This window comes from Streptomyces tardus, from assembly GCF_018101125.2.
Taxonomy (GTDB): domain Bacteria; phylum Actinomycetota; class Actinomycetes; order Streptomycetales; family Streptomycetaceae; genus Streptomyces; species Streptomyces tardus.
On record NZ_JAELVF020000001.1, the window covers coordinates 3,224,449 to 3,240,637 of the forward strand.

10 protein-coding genes are annotated in these 16,189 nt (G+C 70.0%); 7 read left to right on the forward strand and 3 right to left on the reverse strand.

Features of this window, described 5'->3' with window-relative positions; translation table 11 throughout:
• Nucleotides 1-10: 10 nt before the first annotated feature.
• The 3 genes from JGS22_RS13820 to JGS22_RS13830 all read left to right on the forward strand — a co-directional run bounded on the left by JGS22_RS13820 (nt 11) and on the right by JGS22_RS13830 (nt 2,960).
• Nucleotides 11-826 (forward strand): ComF family protein, encoded by an 816-nt coding sequence (locus tag JGS22_RS13820; RefSeq protein ID WP_211039817.1) that lies wholly within the window; start codon nt 11-13, stop codon nt 824-826.
• Between the two features lie 445 nt (nt 827-1,271).
• Nucleotides 1,272-1,970 carry a ribosome hibernation-promoting factor, HPF/YfiA family gene (gene hpf / locus JGS22_RS13825; RefSeq protein WP_308405661.1) on the forward strand — a complete coding sequence of 233 codons (699 nt, stop codon included), beginning with the start codon at nt 1,272-1,274 and terminating at the stop codon, nt 1,968-1,970.
• Nucleotides 1,971-2,210: 240 nt separating this feature from the next.
• Nucleotides 2,211-2,960, forward strand: a complete 750-nt coding sequence (locus tag JGS22_RS13830) for a response regulator (RefSeq protein ID WP_211039815.1) — start codon at nt 2,211-2,213, stop codon at nt 2,958-2,960.
• A 207-nt stretch (nt 2,961-3,167) separates the two neighbouring features.
• Here JGS22_RS13830 and JGS22_RS13835 read toward each other — a convergent pair whose 3' ends face one another.
• Both JGS22_RS13835 and JGS22_RS13840 read right to left on the reverse strand, forming a co-directional pair.
• Nucleotides 3,168-4,340 (reverse strand): winged helix-turn-helix domain-containing protein, encoded by a 1,173-nt coding sequence (locus tag JGS22_RS13835; protein ID WP_211039814.1) that lies wholly within the window; start codon nt 4,338-4,340, stop codon nt 3,168-3,170.
• Between the two features lie 386 nt (nt 4,341-4,726).
• Nucleotides 4,727-5,308, reverse strand: a complete 582-nt coding sequence (locus JGS22_RS13840) for a GNAT family N-acetyltransferase (protein ID WP_211039813.1) — start codon at nt 5,306-5,308, stop codon at nt 4,727-4,729.
• 187 nt (nt 5,309-5,495) lie between these two features.
• Here JGS22_RS13840 and secA point away from each other — a divergent pair, with 187 nt between their 5' ends.
• Nucleotides 5,496-8,330: a preprotein translocase subunit SecA gene (secA, locus tag JGS22_RS13845; RefSeq protein WP_211039812.1), complete on the forward strand. Its 2,835-nt coding sequence runs from the start codon at nt 5,496-5,498 to the stop codon at nt 8,328-8,330.
• Nucleotides 8,331-8,530: 200 nt separating this feature from the next.
• Here the strand turns inward: secA and JGS22_RS13850 are convergent, their stop codons facing one another.
• The gene (locus JGS22_RS13850) at nt 8,531-9,013 is read right to left on the reverse strand and encodes an Rv3235 family protein (protein ID WP_211039811.1); all 483 of its coding nucleotides are present in this window, start codon (nt 9,011-9,013) and stop codon (nt 8,531-8,533) included.
• Between the two features lie 268 nt (nt 9,014-9,281).
• On the opposite strand from JGS22_RS13850, the gene JGS22_RS13855 reads away from it, so the two are divergent.
• From JGS22_RS13855 to JGS22_RS13865, 3 genes are all read left to right on the forward strand, one after another.
• Nucleotides 9,282-9,800, forward strand: coding sequence for a DUF6912 family protein (locus tag JGS22_RS13855; RefSeq protein WP_211039810.1), 519 nt, complete (start codon nt 9,282-9,284; stop codon nt 9,798-9,800).
• Between the two features lie 215 nt (nt 9,801-10,015).
• On the forward strand, nt 10,016-10,756 hold the full coding sequence (locus JGS22_RS13860; RefSeq protein WP_211039809.1) for an HAD family hydrolase: 741 nt from the start codon (nt 10,016-10,018) through the stop codon (nt 10,754-10,756).
• 431 nt (nt 10,757-11,187) lie between these two features.
• On the forward strand, nt 11,188-16,164 hold the full coding sequence (locus tag JGS22_RS13865; RefSeq protein ID WP_211039808.1) for an NAD-glutamate dehydrogenase: 4,977 nt from the start codon (nt 11,188-11,190) through the stop codon (nt 16,162-16,164).
• Nucleotides 16,165-16,189 lie beyond the last annotated feature (25 nt).

Consider the following 16,189-nt stretch of genomic DNA (forward strand, 5'->3'; position numbering starts at 1 on the left):
TGGGGGCGTCATGGCGTGGTGGGAGCACTTGGTCGACCTGGTGCTGCCGGTCGACTGCGCGGGCTGCGGTGCGCCGAGACAGGCGTGGTGCGCCGACTGCGCAAGGGAGTTGACCGATGCGGGGGTGCTCGGCCGGGTGCGGCCGAGTCCGTGCCCGCCGGGGCTGCCCGCCGTGTACGCCTGCGCGGAGTACGCGGACGCGGTGCGGGCGGCGCTGTTGGCGCACAAGGAGCGGGGAGTGCTGCGTCTGGCCGGGCCGCTGGGCGAAGCACTGGCGGGTGCGGTGCGGGTGGCACTGAGGGCCGAGCGACTCGGAACGGGCGCCTCTGCGGAGCCGCCGCATCGAGAGATCGACAGGGCCCCCCGGGGCCCGGCGCGCGGGGCTGCCGGGCGCGAGAACGGCGTGCGCGGGGCAGCCGCGGGCTCGGGCGAGAGGACGGTCCTGCTGGTGCCGGTGCCGTCCTCCCGACGCTCGGTGGCCGCGCGCGGCCACCATCCGACGCTGCGGCTGGCCCGGGCGGCGGCGGCCCGACTGCGCGCCGAAAACACGGACACAGAGCTGCTCCCGGCGCTCGGCCTGGCGCGACGGACGACCGATCAGGCAGGGCTGACCGCCGAACAGCGGGCCGCGAACGTACGGGGCGCCTTCGCCGTACGTGCGGGAGCGGAGTCCCTGCTGCGGGGCCGGCGGGTGGTGCTGGGGGACGACCTGTTGACCACCGGGGCCTCACTGGCGGAGGCCGCACGTGCGGTGCGGGCGGCGGGCGGCACGGTCGTGGGAGCCGCGGTGGTGGCGGCCCCCAGGGGGTCGCGAGCGGGCACCTGAGCGGTGTGCCGGTGGGCGACCGGCCCGCCGCCGTACGCGCTCGGCCCCCGGGTCTCCCGTTTGACACCGGGTGCCTATGTGCGCGGCTCCGGAACTGCCGGGAGCGCCGTGTCGTTGCAGGTGGTGAGGAGAAGGGGAGGTGATGACTGCTGAGGTACGCACCGGTAGGGGGTGCCGACCTTCCCCCGAGAGGGGTATTTTCGGAGGTGAGGAAGCAGTATTTGTTCCACCGAGCGGAACATGCGCGGTTCGTCGCGTTTCCCCGACTCTGCTAGCCGTCTCTCGACCAGAGGGAATGGCGATCTTCCCAGTGGGGGAGAAGGAGGTGGAAGTCGCAACCCGACGTAACGCCGGAGAGCGGCCGGTAGCCCCGGCGCTGTTCGGCACCAGTGCACAAAGGATGCACTCCGCATCGTCGCGGAGTCGTCCGGGAACGGAGTTCTGCGTGGACATCGTCGTCAAGGGCCGTAAGACAGAGGTTCCGGAGCGGTTCCGCAAGCACGTGGCCGAGAAGCTCAAGCTGGAGAAGATCCAGAAGTTCGACGCCAAGGTGATCCGTCTGGACGTCGAGGTGTCCAAGGAGCACAACCCGCGTCAGGCGGAGCGTTCCGACCGGGTGGAGATCACCCTCCGCCACCGGGGACCCGTAATCCGTGCCGAGGCAGCCGCGGCCGACGCGTACGCGGCGCTGGACCTCGCAGCGGAGAAGCTGGAGTCCCGCCTGCGCAGGCGTCACGACAAGCGCACCTCGCGCCGTGGCAACGGACGCATCCCGGCCAGCGACGTCGCCGCCATGGTCCCCGACGCCGCCACTCTGAACGGCAACGGAGAGCTTGGAGCGCCGTCGACGGACGAGCCGGCCACCGAGACCGTCGTGACCAGGGCAGGCCCCTTGGAGGTCCAGGGCGAGGGCCCCATCATCGTCCGCGAGAAGACGCACAAGGCAGCACCGATGACGCTTGACCAGGCCCTCTACGAGATGGAGCTGGTCGGGCACGACTTCTACCTGTTCGTCGATTCCGACAACAAGCAGCCCAGCGTGGTCTATCGCAGGCACGCGTACGACTACGGCGTCATCCACCTCGACCCGGACCCCTTCGTCGAGGAGCCGCCCCACGGCGCCGGTGGTGCCCTCGGTGGCTGAGTGGGTCTGACTCGTATCCCGGCCCGGCAGCACTGCCGGGCCGGGGCGGTGCCCGTGCGCACCCGTGTGTACCCCGCACGCGCTCGGCACGCTTCGGTGCGCCGTACAAGGCCCCCGTTGTCGCGTCAACTGCCTGCCGCCACGCCTATACCATGGGCATTACTGTCCAACCGGCCTCCTGCTCAGCCTGGTTGGCGATGACTGCGTTGGACACGGCATGGCTTTGCAGGGGGAGGACGAATGACGGACAGCTTCGGGCCGATGATGCCCGACGCCTACCGGAACCGCGGGCCCGAGCGAGCCGTGCTCCGAACCGACATGCCGCAGCCCGAGCCGATCCGGGTGCTGGTGGTCGACGACCACGAGCTCTTCCGCCGCGGCCTGGAGATCGTCCTCGCGCAGGAGGAGGACATCGAGGTCATCGGTGAGGCGGGTGACGGAGCCGAAGCCGTTCACAAGGCCGCCGACCTCCTCCCGGACATCGTGCTGCTGGACGTGCGGATGCCTCGGCGAGGCGGCATCGAGGCCTGCACGGCGATCAAAGAGGTCGCACCGAGCGCCAAGATCATCATGCTGACCATCAGCGACGAGGAAGCCGACCTCTACGAGGCGATCAAGGCCGGGGCGACCGGCTATCTGCTGAAGGAGATCTCCACCGACGAGGTTTCCGCGGCGATTCGGGCGGTGGCGGACGGGCAGTCGCAGATCAGCCCCTCCATGGCGGCGAAGCTGCTGACCGAGTTCAAGTCCATGATCCAGCGCACCGACGAGAGCAAGCTGGTGCCCGCCCCGAAGCTGACCGATCGGGAGCTGGAGGTGCTGAAGCTCGTGGCCACCGGAATGAACAACCGCGACATCGCCAAAGAGCTCTTCATCAGCGAGAACACGGTCAAGAACCATGTGCGCAACATCCTGGAGAAACTCCAGCTGCACTCCCGCATGGAAGCTGTTGTCTACGCGATGCGCGAGAAGATCCTGGAGATCCGCTAGAGCTCTCCAGGGCCACGGCAGGTGCACCCCGGGTTCGGTGGTGCCGAGCGACGAGACGGCAGGCGTTGGGCGCTCGCGCAGGTCGGCCCGTCGTGCCGACGACCCGATTCCGCCCGAGTCCGGCGCAGTTCATGGGTGCTGGGTGCTGGGTGCTGGGTGTGCTGGTTCACGGTCGCCGCAGCCCCGGGCGGGGCCCGATGAGCCGCCTCAGTGGTCGCCGGCCCTGAGCACTGCCCGCAGCTCCCGGGACAGTTCGGGATCGTCGCAGCGCTCGATCCGCACCTCCGTGCAGCCCACCCAACTCGCCGCCTCCGCCAGGGCCTTCGCCATCGGGCGCACAGCGCTGCGGTCGGCCATGGAGACCTGCCGCGCCACCAGGGCGGTGCCTTCGCGGGCGGGGTCGACCCGGCCCGCCAGCCGGCCTCCGGCGAGCAGCGGCATCGCGAAGTACCCGTGCACCCGGCGGGGTCTGGGGACGTACGCCTCAAGGCGGTGAGTGAAGCCGAAGATGCGCTCGGTACGCGGTCTGTCCCAGATCAGGGAGTCGAACGGCGACAGCAGCGTCGTACGGTGACGGCCTCTCGCAGACGCCTCCAACGCGCCGGGATCGGCCCACGCAGCCTTCTCCCAGCCCTCGACGGTGACGGGAACCAGCCCCGTGTCGGGCAGAACGGACTCCACCTGGGCCGCTTTGAGCCGGTGGTAGTCCGCCAGGTCCGCGCGGGTGGCGACGCCCATCGCGGCGCCGGCCTGGGCGACCAACTGCCGCAGGCACTCGGCGTCTGCCAGCTCGTCGTGGCGCAGCCCGACCGGCACGGCCCGCTCGACGAGGTCGTAGACCCGCTTCCAGCCGCGCCGCTCCACACAGACGACCTCGCCGCGGTCGAGCAGCAGCTCGACCGCGATCTTGGTCTCCGACCAGTCCCACCACTCCCCGCCGTTCTTCGCGCCGCCCAACTCGGAGGCGGTGCAGGGCCCTTCGCCCCGGAGGTGGTCGAGCACCCGCGCGCAGACGGCGTCCGCGTCCGGCAGTGTGTGCCAGCGCCGCCCGGCCGCCCGCCGCTCCCGTCTCCGGAAGGCAAAGAGCGGCCACTCCTCGATCGGCAGGATGCATGCAGCGTGCGACCAGTACTCGAAGGAGGTCGTGCCGGACCAGTACGCGGCTTCCACGGTGGATCTGGGGACCGAGCCCAGCCGCGCGTACGGCACCAGCTCGTGCGAGCGCGCGAGCACCGAGATCGTGTCCAACTGCACCGCTCCCAGAGCGCGCAGCACGCCGCGGACACCGGCCGCGCGGTCGGGGGCGCCGAGCAGCCCCTGAGCCCGCAGGGCGATGCGACGAGCCTCGTCGGCGGAGAGATTCAGCGCCGGAGTAGTCATGCGGCCAGCCTAGGTCGTACCACTGACAGGCCGGTCGCCGCTGCGGCCGTACCGCCGGTCGGGGCCGCGCGGAAACGGCAACGTACGGCGGCAGGTACCAACACGGCAGTGCGACACGGGAGTACGGCAACCGCACCGCTCGGGGCGACGCACCGTACGAGGCGCACCGGCGGGGGCGCCGGTGTGCGTACGGGCGGCGGCCCCCGGCCCCGGCAGTACCGGCCCCCAAAACCCGTTACCCGGCGGCTGTTGCCGGACTCGGCGGCGTACGACCCGCGCAGGGAACGGTGTTCGGAGCGGAGACGCCCGAGCCCGCCGCGCCACGGGGCGTGAAGGGGGCGCCCTCCCGGCCGGCCGGGAGGGCGCCGACCTCGGCGAGGCCGGGCTCAGCCGCCGGGCCGGTACGGCGTGCGGGCCGATATGCCGAAGTCCTGCGGGAGCAGCGCGCCCACCCACACGTCCCTGCGGACACCGGCGTTGACCATCCGTGCGCGCTGTGTCCCCTCCATCACGAAACCGACGCTCCGTGCGACCGCCCGCGAAGCCTCGTTGCCCACTTCGGCGAGCCACTCGAGGCGCTCGACGCCCAGTTCGCGGAACGACCACCGCGCGACGGCCCGTGCGGCCTCCGCGGTGTACCCGTGTCCGCGCTGCCGCGGGTCGGTCCAGAAGCCGAGCTCGGCGCGGCACTCGGGCGCGCCGAGCCGGGTGAGACCGACCAGCCCCATCGAGCCGACGAACGTCCCGTCCGCGGTGAACACCCCGAAGTTGTAGAGAGTGTCCCCGCTCCACCCCGCCGGGCTGATGACTCCGACGAACTCCTCCGCGTGCTTGAACTGGTACGGGTTGGGTACGGTCGTCCAGCGCAGGATGTCCGCGTCCTGGCAGGCCCGGTGAACGGCCTCGGCGTCCCGCGGTTCGAGAGGACGCAGTACGAGCCGCTCCGTGGTGAGCGTCGGTGGTTGCATGTCCTTATTATCCAACACCGGCGCCGGCACCATCCGGGTCTCCAGCACGTTGGGGGTACAGGGGCAGACGCCCCTCGCATACGATGGCCGGTGCGGTACGCCCTCGACAGGCCGTGGGAGCCCCGCACCGTACGGAATGCGTACGTACCGACCGCGCCAGGCCCGACCGGCAAGGAGACCAACCCCCGTGTCCGTCTTCAACAAGCTCATGCGTGCAGGCGAAGGCAAGATCCTGCGCAAGCTGCACCGCATCGCGGACCAGGTCAGTTCCATCGAAGAGGACTTCATCGACCTCTCCGACGCCGAGTTGCGTGCTCTGACCGACGAGTACAAGGAGCGGCACGAGGGCGGCGAGAGCCTGGACGACCTGCTCCCCGAGGCGTTCGCGACAGTCCGCGAGGCCGCCAAGCGCGTGCTCGGCCAGCGCCACTACGACGTCCAGATGATGGGCGGCGCCGCGCTGCACATGGGATATGTGGCCGAGATGAAGACCGGTGAGGGCAAGACTCTCGTCGGCACCCTGCCCGCGTACCTGAACGGCCTGTCCGGCAAGGGAGTTCACCTGATCACGGTGAACGACTACCTGGCTCAGCGCGACTCCGAGATGATGGGCCGGGTCCACAAGTTCCTCGGCCTGTCCGTCGGTTGCATCGTCGCGAACATGAAGCCGGCCCAGCGCCGCGAGCAGTACGCCTGCGACATCACCTACGGCACCAACAACGAGTTCGGCTTCGACTACCTGCGCGACAACATGGCGTGGTCGCAGGAGGAGCTCGTCCAGCGCGGCCACAACTTCGCGATCGTCGACGAGGTCGACTCCATCCTGGTCGACGAGGCCCGTACCCCGCTGATCATCTCCGGCCCCGCCGACTCCGCCACCAAGTGGTACGGCGACTTCGCCAAGCTGGTGAAGCGGCTGGAGAAGGGCGAGGCGGCCGACGTCCGCACCCAGAAGCCGGAGACCGGCGACTACGACGTCGACGAGAAGAAGCGCACCGTCGGCATCCACGAGTCCGGTGTCACCAAGGTCGAGGACTGGCTGGGCATCGACAACCTCTACGAGTCGGTCAACACCCCGCTCGTCGGTTATCTGAACAACGCCATCAAGGCCAAGGAGCTCTACAAGAACGACAAGGACTACGTCGTCATCGACGGCGAGGTCATGATCGTCGACGAGCACACCGGCCGCATCCTCGCCGGCCGCCGCTACAACGAGGGCATGCACCAGGCGATCGAGGCGAAGGAAGGGGTGGACATCAAGGACGAGAACCAGACGCTCGCCACCATCACCCTGCAGAACTTCTTCCGCCTCTACGACACCCTCTCGGGCATGACCGGTACGGCCATGACCGAGGCGGCGGAGTTCCACCAGATCTACAAGCTCGGCGTCGTGCCGATCCCCACCAACCGCCCGATGGTCCGCGCGGACCAGGCGGACCTGATCTACCGCACTGAGGTCGCCAAGTTCGAGGCCGTGGTGGACGACATCGAGGAGAAGCACGCCAAGGGGCAGCCGATCCTCGTCGGCACGACCTCGGTGGAGAAGTCGGAGTACCTCTCCAAGCAGCTGACCAAGCGCGGTGTCAAGCACGAGGTCCTCAACGCGAAGAACCACGAGCGCGAGGCGGCGATCGTCGCCGACGCCGGCCGCAAGGGCGCCGTCACCGTGGCCACCAACATGGCCGGCCGCGGTACGGACATCAAGCTCGGCGGCAGTCCCGAGGTGATCGCGGAGGACGAGCTGCGGGCCAAGGGCCTCGACCCGTCCGAGCACATCGAGGAGTGGAAGGACGCGCTCCCGGCCGCCCTGACGAAGGCCGAGAAGGCGGTCGAGGCGGAGTTCGACGAGGTGACGAAGGCCGGCGGCCTCTACGTCCTCGGCACGGAGCGGCACGAGTCGCGGCGTATCGACAACCAGCTGCGCGGTCGTTCCGGCCGTCAGGGAGACCCGGGCGAGTCCCGTTTCTACCTCTCGCTGGGCGACGACCTGATGCGTCTGTTCAAGGCCCAGATGGTCGAGCGCGTGATGTCGATGGCCAACGTTCCCGACGATGTGCCGATCGAGAACAAGATGGTCACCCGCGCCATCGCCTCTGCGCAGTCCCAGGTCGAGCAGCAGAACTTCGAGATCCGCAAGAACGTCCTGAAGTACGACGAGGTGCTGAACCGGCAGCGCGAGGTCATCTACGGCGAGCGCCGCCGCGTCCTGGAGGGCGAGGACCTCAAGGAGCAGATCCAGCACTTCATGGAGGACACCATCGAGGCCTATGTGCGGGCCGAGACGGTGGAGGGTTTCGCCGAGGAGTGGGACCTGGACCGCCTGTGGGGCGCCTTCAAGCAGCTCTACCCGGTCGGCATCACCGTGGAGGACCTCGAGGACGAGGCCGGCGACCGCGAGGGTCTGACCGCCGACTTCATCGTCGAGTCGGTCTGCGAGGACGTCGAGAAGCAGTACGAGGCTCGGGAGAGCGAGCTCGGCGCCGAGGTCATGCGCGAGTTCGAGCGTCGCGTGGTGCTCTCGGTGCTGGACCGCAAGTGGCGTGAGCACCTCTACGAGATGGACTACCTCCAGGAGGGCATCGGCCTGCGCGCGATGGCCCAGAAGGACCCGCTGGTCGAGTACCAGCGCGAGGGCTTCGACATGTTCCAGGCGATGATGGACGGCATCAAGGAGGAGTCCGTCGGCTATCTGTTCAACCTGGAGGTCCAGGTGGAGCAGCAGGTCGAGGAGGTTCCGGTGAAGCAGAAGGAGCGCGAGGAGTCCGGCCACTCGTTGGAGAAGGAGCCCGAGGACGCGGTGCCCGCCGGTGCCCGTCCCGCCATCAGGGCCAAGGGCCTCGACGCCCCGCAGCGGCCGGACCGGCTGCACTTCTCCGCCCCCACCGTGGACGGCGAAGGCGGCGTGGTGGAGGGCGACTTCACCAACGAGGAGGCGCCGAAGGCGGCCACGACCTCCTCCGACGGCCAGACCCGGGCCGAGCGCCGCAAGGCGCAGAAGGGCGGCAAGCGCCGCAAGAAGTGACGCGAGTCGTCTCCGACCGGGGCCGGGAGTCCACACCGTGTGGACTCCCGGCCCCGGTCTGTGTGTGGTGACCGTTTCCCCGTGTCTGCTGTGCGCCCGTCTCCGCTGCGTGGCGGTGCCCGCCGTGTGGCGCCGCCGCCCCAGCGAGGCCGCAGCGGCGCTGTGGCCGGCTGCGGGGCCTGGGCGGGCTGGGCGGACGGTCAGCCCGCGCGTTGGGGTTCCAGGCCGAGCTCCACGGCGCAGCAGCGCCAGCGCCCGTCGTCGCCGCGCTCCAGTCGGAAGGCGAGCGCCTGCGAGCGTTCGCCGGCGGACACCCGGGCGTACGCCTCGATCACGCCGTGACTCGGCGTCGTGCCGCGCACCTGCTCCAGCACCGGCGTCGGAGTGGTCGGCCCGCAGGCGCGGATGTCCCTGAGCGGTGTCAGCGGAGCGAGCCCGACCAGCTGGTCGTACGCGGCTCCGCTGGTGTGCCCGAGCAGGCTGTGCACGGGTGCGAGCCCGCTGAGGACGACGAGCAGACGCTGCGCGAACCAGTGGTGCGGAGTGCGGTTGTCGCGGAGCCGCTGGGCGGCGAGAACCGCGGAACGGGCGGGCCTGCGGGAGTCCCTGCGGCCGGCGGGTCGAGTGGTGCGCGTGGTGCGGGGTGCGGTGGTGGTTGCGGTCCGGAACTGGTCAGGTGCCATGGAAACCCCGTGCTCGAGAGATCGACCGTCGCTACCGGGCAGTAGCTTCGGTACTGGTTGTAGCGACATCGGCACCCCTTCCGCAATGCGTTGATCTTGCTCCACCGGAGTTCCACCGTATGGGTGGTGACCCTTTCCGCCTTGTCGTCGTACGCTGTTGACCTGCGATTTTCCCTTTCCGTTAGCGGCTATAAGAGTTCAGAGCTGTCCGCTCACAGGCCGTATCCTGGCCTTCAGCGTGCTCAGGCCTCACACGAAAGCAGCATTTATGCGTGTCTACGTACCGCTCACCTTCCGCGATCTCGAGGCGGCGCACGCCGCGCGAGAGCTGGCCCCCGCCCCGCTCGTCGCCTACGCCGTGACGCCCGCTCTGCGCGAGTGGTGCGGAACGGAGGACCAGGAGGAGCTGGAGTACACCGCGCTCGGCCGCGCCGCCCGTGCCTCGCTGCGCCTGTTGGCTGCGTTGACCGAGCCCGAACGCGGGGACCCGCGGCGCGTGGTGGCGGCAGCGGACGTCTCCGACGAGCTCGTGGAGGCCGAGGTGGCGCAGCCGCTCGACCCCGAGGGCCTCGGCGAGGTGCGGCTGAGCCGGGCGGTGCCGCTGAAGCGGGTCGCGGCGCTGCACATCGACGACTCCGACGCCGCCGGGGACCTCGCCGAAGCCTGTGGGGCGCAACCGGCGGCGGACCGCGGCGAGGCGCAGGCGCTGTCGATCGTCGAGGACGCGGTGGAGCACGAACTGCTCTGGTACGGCGTACAGGAGCTCGACCAACTCGTCCGGCCCTGACGCCAACGCCCTGACGCCAACGCCCAGCGCCAACGCCCAGCGCCGACGCCCAGCGCCGACGCCCAGCGCCAACCCCCGGCCCTGTTCCCCGGCTCGGCCGGCGGTCCGCCTTCTCCCTCCTCGCTGCCGCTCCCCGCACCCCGCCGCCCGGTGCGGCGGGGCCTCTCGCGGGACCCGGTGTCGGGATGTCAGTGGCAGCCCGTACCTTCGTGAGCATGGATTCCAGCCCGCCGTCCACGCAGCCTGTCCCCGAGTCGCTCCTGCCGTCGGAGCCCGGCGCCCCCGGTCGGGGGACCCATATCGTCTGGGACTGGAACGGCACGCTGCTGCACGACATCCACACCGTCATCGAGGCGACCAACGCGGCCTTCACTGAGCTGGACATGCCCACCATCACCCTCGACCGGTACCGCGACCTGTACTGCGTCCCGGTTCCGCGCTTCTACGAGCGGCTGACAGGGCGTCTGCCCAGCGAGGAGGAGTTCGCGGTCCTGGACAGCACCTTCCACCGCCACTATTTCGCCCGGGTCGCCGACGCGGGCCTCGCCGAAGGCGCTGCGGAGCTGCTCGCCTCGCGGCGCTCCGCCGGGTTCACCCAGTCCCTGTGCTCGCTCGCCCCGCACGAGCATCTGGTGCCGCTCGTCCACGGCCACCGCATCCACCAGCACTTCGTACGGATCGACGGCAGCGACCCGAGCGGCCCGAGTGCGGGGAAAGCCGAGCAGATGGCCCGCCACGTCCGGGAGTTGCTCGTGGAGGTGCAGGGGCTGACGCCCGAGCGCACCGTGGTGATCGGTGACGCCCTCGACGACGCGAAGGCCGCTGCGCACGTGGGGGCGCACGCGGTTCTCTACACCGGTGGCTCGCACAGCAGACGCAGCCTTCGGGAGGCGGGTGTGCCGGTGGTCGATTCGCTCGCCGAGGCTGTCGAGACCGCCGAGCGGATAGCCGGCTGACGGTCGTGCCGGGCTCGCGGGCCGGCCGGGTGACCGCCTGTCCACCCGGCGACCACCTGCCCGGCCGTGTCCCGCCGGCCTGTTTCGAAGCGACGTTGACACTCAGCGGAACCTCTACTGATTTCCGCTGTGCAGAACGTCAAACTTCCCCATCCGGTTTTGTACACATGTGGCTCATGACGGAAGCACGGGTATGAGCGATAGCCTGACCTCCGTGATCAGCGCTATATCCGCAAGAGTTGCGGACCGGGCGAGCGACGGTGCCGTCGCCCCGGCCGACCCGAGGTGCACCCGCACCCGGGCAGCCGCTGACTTTGCCGACCGGCGTACCGTCGTGCGGGAGCGGCAGTTCCCGAAGAACAACTCTCGAACGACGTTGTGCCTCCACCCATCTGACGTCACGCAACGGCGCGCGACAGGAGCCAGAGGACATGCAGACCAAGCTGGACGAAGCCAAGGCCGATCTGCTCGTACGAGCAGCGCAGATCGCTGACAGCAGCCCGAGCGGGAGCTTCCCGGGCCAGAGCCTCGCAGGTGATGCTCTGCTCCCGTACCTCCAGCGGTTCTACCGGCACACGGCTCCGGAGGACCTTGCCGACCGCGACCCGGTCGATGTCCTGGGCGCCGCGCTGTCCCACTTCCGGCTGGGCCAGGAGCGACCGCAGGGCACCGCGAACGTCCGGGTGTACACCCCGACGGTCGACGAGAACGGCTGGACCTGCACCCACACCGTGGTCGAGGTCGTCACTGACGACATGCCCTTCCTGGTCGACTCGGTGACCAACGAGCTGAGCCGCCAGGGGCGCGGTATCCACCTGGTGATCCATCCGCAGGTGGTGGTGCGGCGCGACGTGGCCGGCAAGCTGCTGGAGGTCCTCGACACATCGCGGGACCCGCGGGTGCTGCCCGGGCAGCCGGGCGGGGACGGCCTGTCGCAGGACGCGCTGGTCGAGTCCTGGATCCATGTGGAGATCGACCGGGAGACCGACAACGGCGATCTCCAGGAGATCACCACCGATCTGCGGCGCATCCTCTCGGACGTGCGCGAGGCCGTCGAGGACTGGCAGAAGATGCGGGGCACCGCGCTGCGCATCGCCGACGAGCTTCCCCGGGAGCCCACCGACGACCTCTCCGAGGACGAGGTCGGCGAGGCCCGGGAGCTGCTGCGCTGGCTGGCCGACGACCGTTTCACCTTCCTCGGGTACCGCGAGTACGCGCTCGAGGAGGTCAGCACCGACGAGGGCACCGACGATGTGCTCAAGCCCGTCCCCGGCACGGGGCTCGGAGTGCTGCGCGCCGACCCCAGCCACACCGGCGAGGACGACGGCCACCCCGTCTCGCCCTCGTTCAACCGCCTGAGCGCGGGGGCCAGGGCCAAGGCCCGCGAGCACCGCCTGCTGGTGCTGACCAAGGCCAACAGCCGGGCGACCGTGCACCGTTCCTCCTACCTCGACTACGTGGGCGTGAAGCGCTTCGACGCCGAGGGCAGGGTGATCGGCGAGCGCCGCTTCCTCGGCCTCTTCGCCGCCTCGGCCTTCGTGGAGAGCGTCCGCCAGATCCCGGTGATCCGCCGCAAGGTGGAGGGCGTGCTGACGGCGGCCGGCTTCTCGGCACACAGCCACGACGGCCGCGACCTGCTCCAGATCCTGGAGACCTACCCGCGCGACGAGCTGTTCCAGATCCCGGTCGAGGACCTGCGTTCGGTCGCCATCTCCGTCCTCTACCTCCAGGAGCGCCGCAAGCTGCGGCTCTTCCTGCGCCAGGACGAGTACGGCCGGTACTACTCCGCGCTGGTCTACCTCCCGCGCGACCGGTACACCACCGGTGTCCGGCTGCGGCTGATCGACATCCTGATGGAGGAGCTCGGCGGCACCAACGTCGACTTCACCGCGTGGAACACCGAATCGGTGCTCTCCCGGCTGCACTTCGTCATCCGGGTCGAGTCCGGCACCGAGCTCGACGAGCTCACCGAGGCGGACGTCGACCGCATCGAGGCCCGGCTGGTGGACGCCGCCAGGTCCTGGGCCGACGGATTCGTCGACGCGCTGCTTGCCGAATACGGCGAGGAGCGTGCCGCCGAGCTGGCGCACCGCTACGGCGGCACCGCCCTGCCCGAGGGGTACAAGGCCGACTTTCCTCCCCGCGCCGCCGTCGCCGACCTCCAGCACGTCGACGAGCTGCGCGAGGAGGGCGAGGACGGCCGGCGCGGCGACTTCGCGCTGAGCCTCTACGAGCCGGTCGGCGCCGCCCCGGGCGAGCGCCGTTTCAAGATCTACCGGACGGGCGAGCCGGTCTCGCTCTCCGCCGTGCTGCCGATCCTCCAGTCGATGGGCGTGGAGGTTGTCGACGAGCGGCCGTACGAGCTGCGCCCCGCGGACGGCACCCGTGCGTGGATCTACGACTTCGGGCTGCGGATGCCGCAGGAGCAGATCCAGGGGATGGGCGAGGACGCCCGGGCGCGCTTCCAGGACACCTTCGCGGCCGTCTGGCACGGCCACGCGGAGAACGACGGCATCAACGCACTGGTGCTGGCCGCCGGGCTGACCTGGCGCCAGGCGATGGTGCTCCGGGCCTATGCGCGCTACCTGTGGCAGGCTGGCGCGAAGTTCGGCCAGACGACCATGGAGGAGACCCTCCGCCGGAACGTGCACACCACCCGGCTGCTGGTCTCGCTCTTCGAGGCGCGTCTGTCGCCGGACCGCCAGCACGCCGCCACCGAGCTGATCGACGGTCTGCTGGAGGAGCTGGAAGGCGCACTGGACCGGGTGGCCAACCTGGACGAGGACCGGATGCTGCGGTCCTTCCTCACAGTCATCCGCGCGACCCTGCGCACCAACTACTTCCAGCGCGGTGCCGACGGCGAGCCGCACGACTACGTCTCCATCAAGCTCGACCCGCAGGCCGTGCCCGATCTGCCGGCGCCGCGGCCCGCCTACGAGATCTGGGTGTACTCGCCGCGGGTCGAGGGCGTCCACCTGCGGTTCGGCAAGGTGGCCCGCGGAGGGCTGCGCTGGTCGGACCGGAAGGAGGACTTCCGTACCGAGATCCTCGGGCTGGTGAAGGCCCAGGAGGTCAAGAACACCGTCATCGTGCCGGTCGGAGCCAAGGGCGGTTTCGTCGGCAAGCGGCTGCCCGATCCCGCCAAGGACCGGGACGCCTGGCTGGCGGAGGGCATCGCCTGCTACCGGTCGTTCATCTCCGGCCTGCTGGACATCACCGACAACCTGGTGCAGGGCGAGGTCGTGCCGCCCGCGGACGTGGTGCGCCACGACGCCGAGGACACCTATCTCGTGGTCGCCGCCGACAAGGGCACCGCGAAGTTCTCCGACATCGCCAACGAGGTCGCCGCCTCCTACGGCTTCTGGCTCGGCGACGCCTTCGCTTCCGGCGGCTCGGCCGGCTACGACCACAAGGGCATGGGCATCACCGCCCGGGGCGCCTGGGAGTCGGTCAAGCGGCACTTCCGGGAGCTGGGCCACGACACCCAGACCGAGGACTTCACCGTCGCCGGCATCGGTGACATGTCCGGCGACGTGTTCGGCAACGGCATGCTGCTGAGCGAGCACATCCGGCTGGTCGCCGCCTTCGACCACCGGCACATCTTCCTCGACCCGGACCCCGACGCCGCGACCTCCTTCGCCGAGCGGCGCAGGGTGTTCGAGCTGCCGCGCTCCTCCTGGGAGGACTACGACACCGGACTGATCTCGCAGGGCGGCGGCGTCTATGCGCGCACCTCGAAGTCGATCCCGATCAGTCCGCAGGCGCGGGCGGCACTGGGTATCAGCCCCGGCATCGCCAAGATGACCCCGCCGGATCTGATGAAGGCCATCCTCCAGGCCCCGGTGGACCTGCTGTGGAACGGCGGTATCGGCACCTATGTGAAGGCCGGCGCCGAGAGCAACCAGGACGTCGGGGACAAGGCCAACGACGCGATCCGCGTCAACGGCGAGGACGTGTGCGCGCAGGTCATCGGTGAGGGCGGCAACCTGGGCCTGACGCAGCTCGGGCGTATCGAGTTCGCCAGGAGCGGCGGCCGGATCAACACCGACGCGATCGACAACAGCGCCGGTGTGGACACCTCCGACCACGAGGTGAACATCAAGATCCTGCTCAACTCCGTCGTTGCCGAGGGCGATCTGACGGTCAAGCAGCGCAACGCCCTGCTCGCGAAGATGACCGACGAGGTCGCCGAGCTGGTGCTCGCCTCCAACTACGCGCAGAACGTCGTCCTGGCCAACGCACTGGAGACGGCGCCCAGCCTGCTCCAGGCCCATCAGCGCTTCATGCTCAAGCTGGGCGAGTCCGGTCGGCTCAACCGCGAGTTGGAGCACCTGCCCACCGACCGGCAGATCGCCGAGCGGCTCGCCGCCGGCCAGGGAATGACCCAGCCCGAGCTGGCGGTGCTGCTGGCCTATGCCAAGATCACGCTCACCGAGGAGCTGGTCGACACGGAGCTGGCCGACGACCCGTATCTGCGGCGGCTGGCGCACGAGTACTTCCCGCGTCCGCTGCGGGAGCGCTTCGCGACCGAGATCGACCAGCACGCGCTCCACCGCCAGCTGGTGTTCACCGCGCTGGTCAACGACACCGTGAACGTGGGCGGTTCGACCTTCCTGCACCGACTGCGCGAGGAGTCGGGCGCCTCGATGGAGGAGATCGTCAGGGCGCACACCGCCGCCCGCGCGATCTTCGACATCAACGGGATCTGGGGCGAGGTCGGGGCTCTGGACAACGTCGTCGCGGCCGAGGTGCAGACCCGGATCAGGCTCCACTCGCGCCGGTTGGTCGAGCGGGCGACGCGGTGGCTGCTGGGGAACCGGCCGCAGCCGCTCCAGCTCAGCGAGACCGTCGACTTCTTCCAGCAGCGGGTGGAGTCGGTCTGGGAGGCGCTGCCGAAGCTCCTCAAGGGCGAGGACCACAGCTGGTACGGCAAGCTGCACGACGAGATGGAGTCCGCCGGGGTCCCGGCCGCGCTCGCCCAGAGGGTGGCCGGCTTCTCCTCGGTCTTCCCCGCGCTCGACGTGGTCGCGGTGGCGGAGCGCACCGGCAAGGACCTGCTGGACGTCGCGGAGGTCTACTACGATCTCGCCGACCGTCTGGGGATCAGCCAGCTGCAGGACCGCGTCAGTGAGTTGCCGCGGGCCGACCGCTGGCAGTCGATGGCTCGTGCGGCGATCCGCGAGGACCTGTACGCGGCCCACCAGTTGCTGACGGCCGATGTGCTGGCCGTGGGCGAGAGCGGCGCCAGTGCCGAGGAGCAGTTCGAGGCCTGGGAGCAGAAGAACGCCGCGGTCCTCGGCCGCGCGTTCGGCACCCTGGACGAGATCAAGGCGTCGGACACCTTCGATCTGGCAAATCTCTCGGTGGCGATGCGCACCATGCGCACCCTGCTGCGCAGCAACCGCTAGCAGCAGCCGCGGGCCGGAAGCGGGC